The 12650-nt window shown below is 34.5% G+C and carries 16 protein-coding genes and 1 tRNA gene; 4 read left to right on the forward strand and 13 right to left on the reverse strand.

From position 1 onward, the window contains the following. Positions 1 to 61 precede the first annotated feature (61 nt). The 11 genes from QMG11_RS00145 to QMG11_RS00195 all read right to left on the reverse strand — a co-directional run bounded on the left by QMG11_RS00145 (position 62) and on the right by QMG11_RS00195 (position 7075). Positions 62 to 475 (reverse strand): toxin-antitoxin system YwqK family antitoxin, encoded by a 414-nt coding sequence (locus tag QMG11_RS00145; RefSeq protein ID WP_281832171.1) that lies wholly within the window; start codon positions 473 to 475, stop codon positions 62 to 64. A gap of 1071 nt (positions 476 to 1546) precedes the next feature. Further along, positions 1547 to 2644 carry a hypothetical protein gene (locus QMG11_RS00150; RefSeq protein WP_281832173.1) on the reverse strand — a complete coding sequence of 366 codons (1098 nt, stop codon included), beginning with the start codon at positions 2642 to 2644 and terminating at the stop codon, positions 1547 to 1549. A gap of 72 nt (positions 2645 to 2716) precedes the next feature. Then, positions 2717 to 2887: a hypothetical protein gene (locus QMG11_RS00155; RefSeq protein ID WP_281832177.1), complete on the reverse strand. Its 171-nt coding sequence runs from the start codon at positions 2885 to 2887 to the stop codon at positions 2717 to 2719. Positions 2888 to 2900: 13 nt separating this feature from the next. Then, positions 2901 to 3479 (reverse strand): hypothetical protein, encoded by a 579-nt coding sequence (locus QMG11_RS00160; protein ID WP_281832179.1) that lies wholly within the window; start codon positions 3477 to 3479, stop codon positions 2901 to 2903. A 231-nt stretch (positions 3480 to 3710) separates the two neighbouring features. Further along, a complete protein-coding gene (locus tag QMG11_RS00165) occupies positions 3711 to 3878 on the reverse strand; it encodes an ogr/Delta-like zinc finger family protein (protein ID WP_281832181.1) in 168 nt (55 codons plus the stop codon). An 88-nt stretch (positions 3879 to 3966) separates the two neighbouring features. Next, positions 3967 to 4194, reverse strand: a complete 228-nt coding sequence (locus tag QMG11_RS00170; protein ID WP_281832183.1) for a hypothetical protein — start codon at positions 4192 to 4194, stop codon at positions 3967 to 3969. Further along, complete coding sequence (locus QMG11_RS00175; protein ID WP_281832184.1) at positions 4175 to 4465, reverse strand: hypothetical protein; 291 nt, start codon at positions 4463 to 4465, stop codon at positions 4175 to 4177. The genes QMG11_RS00170 and QMG11_RS00175 overlap by 20 nt, the downstream gene beginning before the upstream one ends. 18 nt (positions 4466 to 4483) lie before the next feature. After that, on the reverse strand, positions 4484 to 5500 hold the full coding sequence (locus QMG11_RS00180) for a replication initiator protein A (RefSeq protein ID WP_281832186.1): 1017 nt from the start codon (positions 5498 to 5500) through the stop codon (positions 4484 to 4486). 64 nt (positions 5501 to 5564) lie between these two features. Next, on the reverse strand, positions 5565 to 6035 hold the full coding sequence (locus QMG11_RS00185; protein WP_281832188.1) for a hypothetical protein: 471 nt from the start codon (positions 6033 to 6035) through the stop codon (positions 5565 to 5567). A gap of 36 nt (positions 6036 to 6071) precedes the next feature. Beyond that, a complete protein-coding gene (locus tag QMG11_RS00190) occupies positions 6072 to 6257 on the reverse strand; it encodes a hypothetical protein (RefSeq protein WP_281832190.1) in 186 nt (61 codons plus the stop codon). A 68-nt stretch (positions 6258 to 6325) separates the two neighbouring features. Continuing rightward, the gene (locus QMG11_RS00195; protein WP_281832191.1) at positions 6326 to 7075 is read right to left on the reverse strand and encodes an XRE family transcriptional regulator; all 750 of its coding nucleotides are present in this window, start codon (positions 7073 to 7075) and stop codon (positions 6326 to 6328) included. A 139-nt stretch (positions 7076 to 7214) separates the two neighbouring features. Between QMG11_RS00195 and QMG11_RS00200 the strand changes: the two genes are divergently transcribed. Then, positions 7215 to 7484: a hypothetical protein gene (locus QMG11_RS00200; RefSeq protein ID WP_281832193.1), complete on the forward strand. Its 270-nt coding sequence runs from the start codon at positions 7215 to 7217 to the stop codon at positions 7482 to 7484. Positions 7485 to 7568: 84 nt separating this feature from the next. Beyond that, positions 7569 to 8966: a recombinase family protein gene (locus tag QMG11_RS00205; protein WP_281832194.1), complete on the forward strand. Its 1398-nt coding sequence runs from the start codon at positions 7569 to 7571 to the stop codon at positions 8964 to 8966. A 286-nt stretch (positions 8967 to 9252) separates the two neighbouring features. On the opposite strand, the gene QMG11_RS00210 is transcribed toward QMG11_RS00205, so the two are convergent. Then, positions 9253 to 9447 carry a hypothetical protein gene (locus QMG11_RS00210; RefSeq protein WP_281832196.1) on the reverse strand — a complete coding sequence of 65 codons (195 nt, stop codon included), beginning with the start codon at positions 9445 to 9447 and terminating at the stop codon, positions 9253 to 9255. Positions 9448 to 9816: 369 nt separating this feature from the next. On the opposite strand from QMG11_RS00210, the gene QMG11_RS00215 reads away from it, so the two are divergent. Next, positions 9817 to 10191 (forward strand): RidA family protein, encoded by a 375-nt coding sequence (locus tag QMG11_RS00215; protein WP_281832198.1) that lies wholly within the window; start codon positions 9817 to 9819, stop codon positions 10189 to 10191. A gap of 204 nt (positions 10192 to 10395) precedes the next feature. Here QMG11_RS00215 and QMG11_RS00220 read toward each other — a convergent pair. Then, positions 10396 to 10472, reverse strand: a tRNA-Arg gene (locus QMG11_RS00220). Positions 10473 to 10781: 309 nt separating this feature from the next. Between QMG11_RS00220 and QMG11_RS00225 the strand changes: the two genes are divergently transcribed. Next, positions 10782 to 12479 carry a GGDEF domain-containing protein gene (locus QMG11_RS00225; RefSeq protein WP_281832199.1) on the forward strand — a complete coding sequence of 566 codons (1698 nt, stop codon included), beginning with the start codon at positions 10782 to 10784 and terminating at the stop codon, positions 12477 to 12479. Positions 12480 to 12650: the final 171 nt, after the last annotated feature.

Here is a 12650-nt window from a genome sequence, read left to right on the forward strand (position 1 = left end):
ATTGTATCTATTTAAGGGGGCTTCTACTAATTCTAGCTTCTCCCTTAAAAAAATCACTTAGCTAATAATTATATTTTTCTTTTAGTTGACCATTTTCATCATAACTAACAGATTCTCCTTCTCGCTTTCCTGCCTTATAATTCCTTACTTCTTTTATCTGACCATTTTCACAGTAATAAATATATTCTCTTTCTTTCTTGCCTTCCTTATAGTTTATAGTCAAGCTCATATCGCTATTTTTATAATACCAAATAGATTTTCCATCAAGGTTCCCTTCCTTATAATTCCCTTTCCACTTTATTTGTTTATTTTTATAATAGGTAACTAGGATTCCTGTATATGGTTTTTCTTTATTTATCAGATAAGTAAGCCCATTCCTTTCTTGTGCTTTAGAAAATAATTCTGCGTTTTCTTCTGATATAAAAAATACAAATACTATTGATACCAAAAATAAGCCAAATAATATCTTCTTCATTTTGTTCTCCTTAATAAATAAATTTTTATAATAAATTATTCTAAAAAAAACATAAGACTACCTTTATTTAGAATAAATTTTCTAAATAAAAAAAGACTAGGCCTAGAAGCCAGGTCTTTTCCTCTTAAATACTTTCTCTACTCTCTATCAGCTTCTTAAACTCCTCTAATCCCGTCGTTTTTAATACATAGTCCTTCACCATCCTGTTTTGAGCTTCTTTAAATGTTTCTCCTACTTCTTGGATAACAGGCCTCACTTACTACTCATTTATAAAAAGTACTGCTGCTGCATCCTTATAAAACTTTACTTTTTCCTCTTTCCAGTTATTTACTTTTTGCTTTACTCCTTCAAAGCTCTTATTTCGATTTTAAAGGCCTCATATGACTTCCTCTTAGTATACTCAAAACACCTCTTCCCTTAACAGATCGATTTTACTTTTACTTCCCCCAGGATTTCCCACTGGCCAAGGTCCTCTATAGACAACATTTTTTCATTTTTTCCCCTCTGGCGGTGGCGGATGATTTTTTTTGTCACACGTACAAAGCCCGCGCTGACCTCGCCACCTCATGAGTTATATCTAGGCTCACAGTACCTTTTGCTTTCCCCAGTTCCTTCTTTTCCTTCTGACCTGGTTAAAACTCTTCAATTGAACTAAAGTAGATCTTCTTTAAAGAGAAACAAAAAAGACCAGAATTCAATCCAGTCTTTCTTTTTATTAACTCTCTCTTATTTTTTATTTCTCTCATATCTTTGTCTAACTTTAGACTCAGAAAAGATTTCTTTAACTCTTACTCTCTGAATCTTTTTATTTAGTATTGCATAACTATTAGCTGATAACATAAGTTCACCTCTCTATTTTTTCTCTTAAAGTTCTTAATTCTATTTCAAATCTTTCTTGTAAATATCTAAGAAAAGGGATAAGAAAAGGATAAAAGTGCTTTAAACAAACTCCATAGTGTTACATAGTTCGAAATTTTATTTTTTTGAGTGTTTTTCAAAAGTCATAATACTTTCTATCCCTTATTAATATTAGGCTAAAACTCTTTTATCCCTCATTTTTTTGTCATGATGCTAAGGGCTACCAATTTTCTCTTCAATTGAGTCTAAAAACCATTCCAAAATAGGTGTCTTTTCCACAAACCAGGAACACAATTTCATTTCTTTTTTTGCTATTTTTCTTCTCTTGTATTTGTCTTGTTTAGTCCCTTCAAGCTCATCACAACTTTTTAGCAGCTCCTCCCTGCTCCAAAAGGAATTTCCCTCCTGGCCACATCTAAGTGTTAATAACCTTGATACCCTGTTCCTTGGCCATTGCCTGGCTATCATCTTCATTTGGTTCTTTATCAAGTAGAGTCTTTGTTTTTTAAGCTTCTCAAACCTCTCATTAGTCAGTCCCACTTCATTAACAAGTTCACTCCAGTAGTTTGAATTAAATCCCTCAAAGATTTCCAGGTACTTATCCAGGTAAATCTTCCCGAACCTCTCTTTGAGAACAGGCCATTTTATCTGAAATTCAACCCGTACTAGGTTTCCCTTCTCCAGGAAGACCTTCTTCCTTTTAGCTGCCTCATAGGTTTTGTTGTAGATTATCAGTCTTTTATTTCCTCCCGGGGATCTTGCAGTGAGTATATAGGTAAACCCAAGGACCTCAAAATCAAATATCCCCTCATAATCAAATTCTGATAATCCCAGGCGTCCCTGGGCTTTTTTCTCATGGTAGTAGTCCAGGGAAGCTTTTCTTCCCAGGGCATCAAAGGTATAACTATGACGGTTTTTAGCCCATCCACTTAAAAAGGTGTTTAATAAGATATCCCTCATTATCTCCCTATTAAAAAAATGCACCCCATCACAATAAAGCTTCAGATCTTTATTCAGCTCTATTCTTTTTAAGTAAGCCTTACTCAGGTCTATCTCTACCCCTATCTTCGATTTAAGATACCTCTGAAGGGCTCTGAGAGCCTCTTTAAATTCACTTCCTGTGGTTATTCCCTTTATATTACTTCTATATAGCAGCTTACTGGGATTAAACTCAAAGCTAGACCAGAAGTTACCATATATAACCCCTGTCCTGATCCGCACAACCCTATCGTGCTTTAACTCCAGGAGATCTCCCTCATAGCTTATTCCTTCCCTTTCAACTCCTATTTTGATTCGATCTATTCCCACCATAACAGCACCTCCAAAAAAAGAAGGGGAAGCCTTTCCGCTCGCCCCTCTAAGTTAAATTTAAATTTTTTTAGCTTACTTGTTGATTGTCTTTAAATCCTCTTCATTTTTAAGCTTATATTTTCTATTATGAAGTTCGGCAATCCGCTCCCCGTTTTCATGTTCTATTCTCTTCTTCATATTCATTTCACTTAACTCATCTATAAAAGCCACCGCTTCTTTTTTCCTTTGTTCTAAACTTTTCATTAGTAATACCTCCTTATTGATTCTTACCTAGATAAAATCTTAATGATACAGGACCACCATAAAATCCTTTTTGAAGCTCAATTGCATCATTATTGTAATAAGATACGTCCACACCATCCAGATACTTTAAAATCATCGAGGATACTCCTATCTTATCCTTCATATTAAAAGAATCTACTAGCCTTCTTAAGGATTCATGTCTCTTTCTCTTATCTTCCATAAAATCGCAAAGATCTTTTAGAGCTTTCAGAAAGGCTTTCTCTAAAGGTTCTTTCCCTTCTTCAAACTCTGTAACTATCTTTTCTCTCTCTTCCTTTACCAGCTCCCTTAACTTAAAGAGGTCAACCTTTACGGGTTTCATTTCCTCAATAGCCTTTATTTTTCTCCTATAAAATTCCTCCTCATTTTTAGAAGTGGTATACCCCTCAATATCATCTACCCTTAATTTCTCCTCGGTCTTCAGTTCTGCAAGCTGTAAGGCTTCTTTTAACTTCTTTACTTCTTCAGTTCTTTTGTGATTTTCTCCATAAAAACCATTCATAAGGATCTTTATTTCTCTGAAATCTTCATTTGGATTGCTTATATCAAACATTTAATCACTCCTTCTATTACAGTCTTTTTTTGTTTGTTGAAATCCTGGTTCTTTTATTTTTTATGGTTAACTGACTTAACTTATTTAAAAGAACATTGTTTTCCAGTTGTCTCTTCTTCAACTCAAACATATGGTTCTCCCCCTTTCAAATATCATTTTTTTACATTCTTCCTCCTCAGTAGTTCTTTTTTATTCTTACTTAGAATCTTATTTATCTGTCCCGGCTTCTTCTTAAACATCTTTTCCCTCCCTCAGGCTCACTAAAGTCTCTGAGGAGTGAAATCTTGTTGTATATGCTGCCTGGCAAGTTTTGCACTTATAGTACCTGGATCTGAAGGTTCCGTAGAGAGCTTTGGAGCTATATGCTGTATTCTTAGTATTGCAGTTTGGACAATTCAAATTTATCCCCCCTGGATTAAATAAATTCTCTAAAATATGTGATATACTCAGTTTAGAATTACTCCTATAGGTATCTTTGGTCGGACTTCTATAGGTGATAGTTCTTTATGATTAAGGCAGCTGTTAGACCCTTTATATCTTTAATTTCGCGGTTAAACATATAAAGTTCTCTAAGGGCTGCTTTTACTGCTTCCTGGGTATACTTATGTTCAAAGATCTCTAAGAAGTTTATATATTCATAGCTTTTCTCCTCCAGCTTAGAAATAGCCCTGGAAACATGAATATTTTTTCTAACCTTAGCTAGCTCTTTTTCCATTAGCAACCTCCTTTAGCTGTTCTACCTCCAATTTCCCTAAATCAATGATAGTATTTAGCAACTTCAAACCTGTTTTAAGCCCCTCAAAGTAAGCTTCTTCAACAGCCTTTAACTCCTCCTGACCTCTTAGTGAATCATAAGTATAGAACAATTTATTCCCTCCTATACTTTCTAAAAACTCACTTTCCAGATCTAAAAATTCCTTATTTGGAATTCCATTTCTCTCTAGGTACTTATCCGCTTCTCCCTCTAATAATTTTTCAATGTCCATGCCCCCTCCTTTGCGTTCTCAGGAACTATAGAGCTTACAGAGCTTCTCATCTAGCTCCCTGCTTATATGCCTGTCAAAACTAGGGCTCCCCTGGTATCTCTTGTACCTTTCTACCAGCTCCTCCCTAATCTGCTTAACCCTGTCCATGCCTAACTTGCTCTTAACAAGGCTTATCTTATCTTCCCTTGAAAGCCTCTTAGGAAGTCTCTTTTTAGGCTTCTGGGTTACCCACTCATCCTTTAAAGCTTTAACTATCGCCCCCTCTCCCATCTCATTTGTTTTCACGTATTCTAAAACCTCTCTAAGTCTGTCATAGGTCGGACTTAGAGCCAGTATGTTTTTAACTGTTCCCTTGGTGATACTCTCAAAACCACATTCTTTGAAAATCTCTTTAATATAATTTTTATAATTACTGCTTTCCAGATTTTCCCTAGTAGTAGTTTTATTAATAGTTTTATTGTTATTAGTTTTAATAGGGTCGACATTTTCGACTCCGAGGAAGTCGACGTTTTCGACCGGTAGATCAGAAAGTTTCGACTGGTCGACGTTTTCGACTTCAAGGATTTTTCCTTCCTCCTCTTCCTTATTTTGAGGGATCCTTATCTCCAATTCCATTTCAATTTCTTCAGTAGGCTTTTCCTCTAATTTTCCAATATAAAAAGTATCTGACTTATACTTGGTTTTAAATATCTCTATTAACCCAACTGATTCTAGTTGCTTCTTACAGGTTATGATGGTGTCCTTAGACTTATTTAAGATTTTTGCCAGTGTTTCTACAGAAAACTTCACAAAGATTTTCTTATCCTCATCAAACCACCCATTCTCCAGAGAATGATTTAGTTTTTCGCATAAGATTCCATATATAATTTTTGAAGTGTCTGAAAGAAGTTCCTCGATAACAGTAACCTCTTTTTTAACCTTCCTTATAGTTTTTATCTTCTTAACTTTCTTCTGGTAATAGGGATTATTAAACAAGTTTTTTTGCAGTGGGTAAAACCCTCCGTTCCCTAAGTCAGAAACTTTATAATATTTCATTTTGCCTCCTTCTGATTTACCCTAATTTCCTCTTTAGGTATTGGATCTACTTAGCCTCTCTCTACTACTTTTCGAGCCTCTTTATAAGGTTTTCTTCCATCATCCTTTTCTCTACTTCTGAGCTTTCCATCCTGGACAACTCAAGGGCTTTACTGGTAAACTTCACCATGTAGTCCCTGGTGCTGTCGCTCTGCTCCTCAAAGAAGGTTTCCTTCTCTTCCAGTTCAGCTACATTACTAAAGAACTTCTCATCATGCTCCTTGGAGTCCTTGCTTATTTGAGTTCCTACGCTTAGCAGTTCCATAGGAACACCATTCTTTAGCAGTTCCTCCAGGAAGGCGTCTAGCCTCTTCTGGTAGCTCCTGCGCATATCCTTGTGCCACTTTGTATTCTTAAAACTCTTCTCCCTTCTCTCATCATCTAGCTTATCAATTACAACTTCATTTCTAAGACACTCCTCTAGGGTCATAAACCGGCACTGGTTATTCATACTCCTTTCAAGCATCTTAGAGAGTGCTCCTTCTGTTCTTCCCATGACACTCCTCCTTATTATTATTTTGCGTTTACGCAACTAAGTTTTGAAAAAAATATTAGCTTTTTTAATAATGATTTCTTTTTTTTCGGGGTTTTTCATTGCTTGCTTCAGTCCCCATCTACTTTTATATCCAAATATTCCAGGCAGTTCAGTTGATATTTTCAATCCTTTCACTATAGCTAATGCTTTCAGATCCTCAAAAGTATTAATTTCAATCTTCATTTGACACCTCCATTACAATTATACATATATTTTGCAAAAACGCAATAAACGAATTAAAAAAGAGCTGTTTAGCTCTTTGATTCATCTTCTTCAAAAAGTGTCATTAATAGCTTTTCAGCTAATGACCTTTTACCAATAGGTAGATTGTCAATCAAACTATAAAGGGGATCTAACTTTTTTTTACTCACGTTCTGATCGGTTATTCCAATAACCTTACCACAACAAACGATACTTTCACTTAGGATTTCTTTGTCTGAGTACTTAGGATTATCACTAGAAAGAAAATATTTACCTTCTTTTTTTTCTAACCTTTTTACAACACATTCTCCAGTAACTTTATGTAAAAATACTCCAACATCACCAGAATTGACTTCCACTTCTTTTTTGACGATGATATATTGTCCATCTTTAAAAGTTGGTTCCATGCTATCACCATCAACTTTAACACTTACAAGATCACCATTAGTTTTAGGGAAATAAGTACTTCCTATAGGATCAGAATCAGCAAGACATCCCAAACCAGCACTAGCAGAAGAATAAAGAGGGACTTTCATTAAATTATGATTTTCTTCGTATGGACATTCTCTATCAATAAATCCTAATTCCTTGAAAACTTCGATGTAATCAAGACCATAAATTTTACAAAGAGCCTTAATAACTTTTGCATCAACAGTTTTGACCTTTCCATTTTCATATCTAGATATATTACTTTTGTCGATTATAAGGTCATAATCAGCTTTTAAAGTTTCTTGGACAGCTTCTAAACTGTAACCTTTTTCTTTTCTTTTAGTTTTTAGTTTATCAAAAATGTTATTCATATGTTCCCTCCAACTTTGAAGCTCTATGTTATTTTACTATATTTTTTTTGCATCTTTGCAATATTAATGTTGCGTTTTCACAATAAAAGGAGTATATTATTACTGAAGTTTTATTGCGTTTTTGCAAAAGGAGGTAATGGTGAAGTTTAATACTCTGAAATCTAAAGCTTCAAAGTATATAGTTAGTTCTCTAAACCTTACTAGGTTAGGAAGGCAAAAGTTTATTAGTCAATGGGGAGTTGTTAAATTATCATATAAAAACAACCTCATGTGGGTACAACTCTTAGATAGAAAGGTTTCTATTATTTTGGAAGATCGTAATGACCTTTTAAGTTATGTGGAGGAAACAATAATAGAACTTATTCCTTATGACATTATAAATGAAGAAGTTCAATATAAAATATTTTAATAGGGGGCATTATGGAACTAAAGGATTGCAATGTGATTTTGGAGAAGATTAAAATATTAGCTTCTAAGATGGAGGAAGATAAGGGTGCAAGAAATAAAGAGAGTAGCCGTATATATAAGGGTTAGTACTACTATGCAAGATGAGATAGGCAGCCTTGAAATACAGAAGAAAAAAATGCTCTCTTACTGTAAGGAACAAAACTATGAAATTTTTGAAGTATATGAAGATATTATGTCTGGAGCTTCAAGTAAAAGAAAAGCTTTTAAGAGGCTTGAGACCATTCTTTCCTTAAAGCAGTTCGATGCAGTAGTGGTTTGGAGCTCAGACAGACTTTCAAGAAATCTTCTCACCAGGTTGATCTTTCTTAATGAGCTTACTAAACATGATATAGCCTTCATAAGCGTGACAGAGCCTCAATTATCAACTACAACCCCAGAAGGAAGACTTATGCTGAATATAACAGGTGCTATAGCAGAGCATGAAAGGGTACTTATATCAAAGAGAACCAGATCTGGTATGTATAAGAGAGCTGAAGAAAATAAATATCTGGGTGGTTCTATTCCTTATGGTTACAAGGTAAATGATAAAGGAGAATTTATAGTAGATCTCCTGGAGGTAGATGATGTTAAAAGGATGTTTAGACTTATAAAAATCCATAGAAGCGCAAAGAAGGTCTCAGAGCTTATGGGTATTAATTATCATACCTTACTAATGAGGTTAAAGCATCCTATCTATGCAGGTGGAAGAACTTACGGAAAGCGGCCTAAAGATGTTTTCACAGGGAAGAGAACTACAAATGATAAGCATTTATTAGTATGGGATGTAATAGAGCCTATTATCTCTAAGGAAGAATGGAAGGAAGTCCAGGATATATTAAGCAGTAACCAGAAGAAATTTGCTACAGGTAAGATAAATAGAAAATATCTTTTTTCCGGGATGATAGTTTGTAGTTGTGGTGGGAAGCTATTTGGTAATATGCCTAATCGAAAAAAGATGATAGAGTATTACAGATGTGATAATTGCGGTAAAAGGTTAAATATGAAAAAAGTAGATAAAGTAATAATCGAAGGTATATTCAAAGATGAAAAGATTAAGCTGCTTAATTCAGGAAGTATAAAAGAAATAGACTATTATAAAGAGATAGAAGAATTAGAAAAGAAAATTAGGGAACTGGAAGATAAGAAAGATGATTTTATAGAGCTGTTTAATGATGGCCTTATAAAGAAGGAAAAGCTAAAAGAAAGACTCAATAGATTGAATACTTTAATAGAAGCTGACAATAAGGAACTAATAGATCTTAAAGAAAAAATATTAAAACTCCAGAATACAAACTTCGATGAAGATAATATGGAGATGTTACGAAAGATCCTAGAGAGCGATACAGATAAATACAATGCTGAGATAAGAGAAATCTTAAACCTTATAATTAGAAGGATCTATGTACATGATTATTCAGGGTATGAAATAGAGGTTAAGCTATAAATAAAAAGAGCTTTTAAAAAGCTCTTTTTGTTTGGTTAACTGAAGGATATTTTTACTCTGAGAGAGAGGCTGAAATTATTATTATGGTATTAGCTTATATAAAATCTATTTTAATCGGTTAAAGATGTTATTACCTTGAAAAATAACCTTCAAGCCTAGATAAAAGCATAGAATAAATTATATATTTGTTCTGACACTAAGTTTTTATATAACTATTTATTGACATAAAAAAAGCCCTGAAATAAATCAGGGCTTTTTTATCCGCTAGAATCAAGTAAAATTGTTTTTAAAATTCTTTCCCAACCTTCTTATCGAAATTTTCTTTTGTCATAATCTCTAAGTTATCAGTTATAAATTGAATAGTATTAAAAAATACAAAAGGTAATGCTAGTCCAAAAGTAATAACTAGTAAAAGTAAATTGACAAGAGAAAATTTTAAAACATCCAAAAATGAAAAATCAAAATTAATTTTGTAATTCATAAAAGATCACCCCTTTAATTTTTATTAGAATTTTAACATTTATTTAAGGAGAATTTCAATAATAATTACGACTTTTCTGATCTACGATAGTATTCCCTGATATATTTAGTTTTAAATGTACAGAAATACATTTAAAGGAACAAATCTTTATTTGTTCCACTTAAAATTGTCATTTAATAAATCTCAACAAATAAAATTTCAAGACGATTTTTAAAATTAATTCCATATTAAATAAATATTGAGACAGCTATTAATGTTTGCTATAATGCTCCCAAACATAGATTTTTATAAAAAAATGATGTTATGATTTTTTACTATTGATTATATTAGTGTTTTATATTATATAAAACACACTGGAGGTTTTGCCACATGATAAAACGAATCGTTATTCCACCTTATGATCAGTATGATCTATCTACATTTGTTATTACAAATGATCTTGTACATATTGGCCACTTTGGAGGTTATGGTACTAAAGAAGGTACTTTGCTAACAACCATTGAAGAACAAATGGAACAGACACTGAAGTACCTTGAAGAATCATTAAAAGAAATTGACATGAGTCTTCAAAATATAGTTAAGTTAACAGTTATACTTAAAAATATAGAAGATTTTCATGGAATGCACAGCATTTGGGAAAAGAACTTTGATAAAGATCAATATCCGGTAAGAACAGTAATAACTTCAGACTTTGTAAGTGACAAGTGTTTAGTTCAGGTTGAAGGAACAGCCTGCTACAAATAAATCTATTAGTTTTAGATATTAAAAACATAATTTTCTTATCTGTAAAATAGCTGAGGCTTGTCTTTAGCTATTTTTTATTTACCAGAACAATTCATCATTTGTACTTATAAATTCAACCTATATAAAAAAGGAGTAGTTAATAACTACTCCTTCTGAATCTACTTATCTTTAAATTATTTACCCACGAGGTTGTGGGGGAATTCATGGCGCCCCCAGCAGGAATCGAACCCACAACCCTCTGATCCGAAGTCAGATGCTCTATCCAATTGAGCTATAGAGGCGCGCTATTGTTGACCTAACCTCAAATTTGAAGTTTTTGGTTCAGTACAAATACTACATTATTCACTGGAAGATGTCAAGGGATTGTTTTTAAGGGTCTATTATTTAGGGTATAGGGAAGCTTTTCTTATTAGGTCAATAAAAAGATAGAAGGAATTTTAGTGTTAAGTCAGAAAAAGAATTAACATCAGATTTATTAATAAACGACACTTTTAAACCTTAAATTTATTTTAAGGTTAATTTTGAGTTGGAGGAGATTATTGAGTATAATTGATATTGTCACATAAAATGTATACATGAAGGGAGGATATATGGCAGTGAAAAAACTGCAGTCTTTGACAAGAGTATTTAATGAAGGTTTTTCAGGGATAGTGGATATTTCCGGTAACCTTAAGATAGAGATAAAAAACCTCATCTCAATCACCTTGCTTCTCCTCCCCTTGATCTGTGTAACTTCCATGGGAGAGGAACCAATAAATGTATTATTTCTTTCCTCCTTTGAGAAGGGGATTCCTGCTTCAACAGCCCTTGAAAGAGGGCTTATCAGGACGTTTGACACAAATTCTCAGAAGGAGAACCTCTACTTTGAGTATATGGACTCACAGAAGCTGGAGCACGACTCCTACGGCTTCTACAAGGAATATCTCAAGGGGAAGTATTCAAATATCAAGTTTGACTACATTATCTGTTGGGGCTTCAACTCCATAGAGCTCCTAACCTCCCAGAGGGATATCTTTCCAGATTCCAAGAGGGTTTTACTTGAGGGATCTAAGGGGTTGCCCAAAGAGGAAGGTATCCTTGAGAGGGACCTGGTAATAAAATCTGTACCCGATTACTCTGCTACAGTTGAAGAGATCCTGAGAATAAGGGAAACGGAGAAGATCATCGTTATAGGTACTTCAGGCAAGGTAGGTCAAAATCGGGTTAATATATTAAAGGGGGTTATAGAGAAACTATCAAGGGATATAGAGGTGGAGTATCTAATAGATAGAAATATCTACGAGATATCCAAGGAGCTCACAAAGGCTGGGGATGGGACCATAGCCTTCTACCTCCTGATGTTTTCCGACGGTTTTGGAGAGAAGCTGACTCCCTATGAGGTCTCTGAAATAATATGCAGAAACTCAAGGATTCCTGTATTCAGCTTTTGGAAGGTGCTCCTGGGAAGTGGTATTGCAGGGGGATATCTCATCAGCTTTGAAGTTATAGGGGAGGAGATAGGGAGGGTTATCTTTTCAGGAGAGGGTAATAACTACCAAGAGATATTTCCCATGAGTGCCGCCTATGATTACAGGGCACTAGAGAAGTGGGATATCGATGAGGAAAGGATTCTTCCCACTGCAAGGATAATAAATAAGCCGCCTTCTTTTTTTCTAAGGCACAGAGTGGGAATTTTTGTCCTGCTGCTGACTATCACCTTTATTATAATAGTTTCCTGCCTGGTTTACAGACAGCTTCTCATGAAGGAAACAAATAAAAAATTCAAGGAACTCTATGATGAGATAAAGAGAAAAAATCAGCAGCTAAACATACTCTCGGAGATAGATCCCCTCACAGGCTTAAAAAACAGAAGGGCTATCCACAAGGACATTAAAAATGAGATGAAGAGGAGTTCCAGGTATGGTACACCTATGAGCGTATTACTGATGGATGTGGATTACTTTAAAAGGATAAATGATACCTATGGGCACAGTGTAGGGGATAAAGTCTTATCCGAGCTCTCTCAGCTGTTAAGGGAAAATGTAAGGGCAACAGACAGTGTGGCCAGGTGGGGTGGGGATGAAGTTTTAATCTTAGCTGCCAATATCGATCTTCAGGAGGCCATAAAATTTGGTGAAAAACTCAGAAGGAAGGTAGAGGAGTTTGACTTCACCGGTATCGGAGGACTCACTGTGAGTATAGGAATCTCCCAGCGCAAGCCGGGAGAGCCCTTCAATAAATTATATGAAAGAGTGGATGAAGCTCTGTATTCCGCTAAAAAAAGTGGAAGAAACACCCTTGGGCATTAACTTATAAGGAGGATTATGCAGAGGACTTAGTCCCCTTTTCCTGCTTACTGAAAAGAATTAAGCTTCCCATGGAGAGAACGGTTACTCCCACTATAATTCCTATCATTATATAGTCTGCCAATAGCATAGCAATACCTCCTTGCTTAAAAAATGTCTTACAAAGGTCCTTCT

This window comes from Propionigenium maris DSM 9537 (assembly GCF_027925155.1).
Classification (GTDB): Bacteria; Fusobacteriota; Fusobacteriia; order Fusobacteriales; family Fusobacteriaceae; genus Propionigenium; species Propionigenium maris.

What these genes read in the sequence shown, in the direction of transcription:
- QMG11_RS00145 (WP_281832171.1), bottom strand. Translation starts at nt 475, where the DNA reads ATGAAGAAGATATTATTTGGCTTATTTTTGGTATCAATAGTATTTGTA.
- QMG11_RS00150 (WP_281832173.1), bottom strand. Translation starts at nt 2,644, where the DNA reads ATGGTGGGAATAGATCGAATCAAAATAGGAGTTGAAAGGGAAGGAATA.
- QMG11_RS00155 (WP_281832177.1), bottom strand. Translation starts at nt 2,887, where the DNA reads ATGAAAAGTTTAGAACAAAGGAAAAAAGAAGCGGTGGCTTTTATAGAT.
- QMG11_RS00160 (WP_281832179.1), bottom strand. Translation starts at nt 3,479, where the DNA reads ATGTTTGATATAAGCAATCCAAATGAAGATTTCAGAGAAATAAAGATC.
- QMG11_RS00170 (WP_281832183.1), bottom strand. Translation starts at nt 4,194, where the DNA reads ATGGAAAAAGAGCTAGCTAAGGTTAGAAAAAATATTCATGTTTCCAGG.
- QMG11_RS00175 (WP_281832184.1), bottom strand. Translation starts at nt 4,465, where the DNA reads ATGGACATTGAAAAATTATTAGAGGGAGAAGCGGATAAGTACCTAGAG.
- QMG11_RS00180 (WP_281832186.1), bottom strand. Translation starts at nt 5,500, where the DNA reads ATGAAATATTATAAAGTTTCTGACTTAGGGAACGGAGGGTTTTACCCA.
- QMG11_RS00185 (WP_281832188.1), bottom strand. Translation starts at nt 6,035, where the DNA reads ATGGGAAGAACAGAAGGAGCACTCTCTAAGATGCTTGAAAGGAGTATG.
- QMG11_RS00190 (WP_281832190.1), bottom strand. Translation starts at nt 6,257, where the DNA reads ATGAAGATTGAAATTAATACTTTTGAGGATCTGAAAGCATTAGCTATA.
- QMG11_RS00195 (WP_281832191.1), bottom strand. Translation starts at nt 7,075, where the DNA reads ATGAATAACATTTTTGATAAACTAAAAACTAAAAGAAAAGAAAAAGGT.
- QMG11_RS00210 (WP_281832196.1), bottom strand. Translation starts at nt 9,447, where the DNA reads ATGAATTACAAAATTAATTTTGATTTTTCATTTTTGGATGTTTTAAAA.
- QMG11_RS00215 (WP_281832198.1), top strand. Translation starts at nt 9,817, where the DNA reads ATGATAAAACGAATCGTTATTCCACCTTATGATCAGTATGATCTATCT.
- QMG11_RS00225 (WP_281832199.1), top strand. Translation starts at nt 10,782, where the DNA reads ATGGCAGTGAAAAAACTGCAGTCTTTGACAAGAGTATTTAATGAAGGT.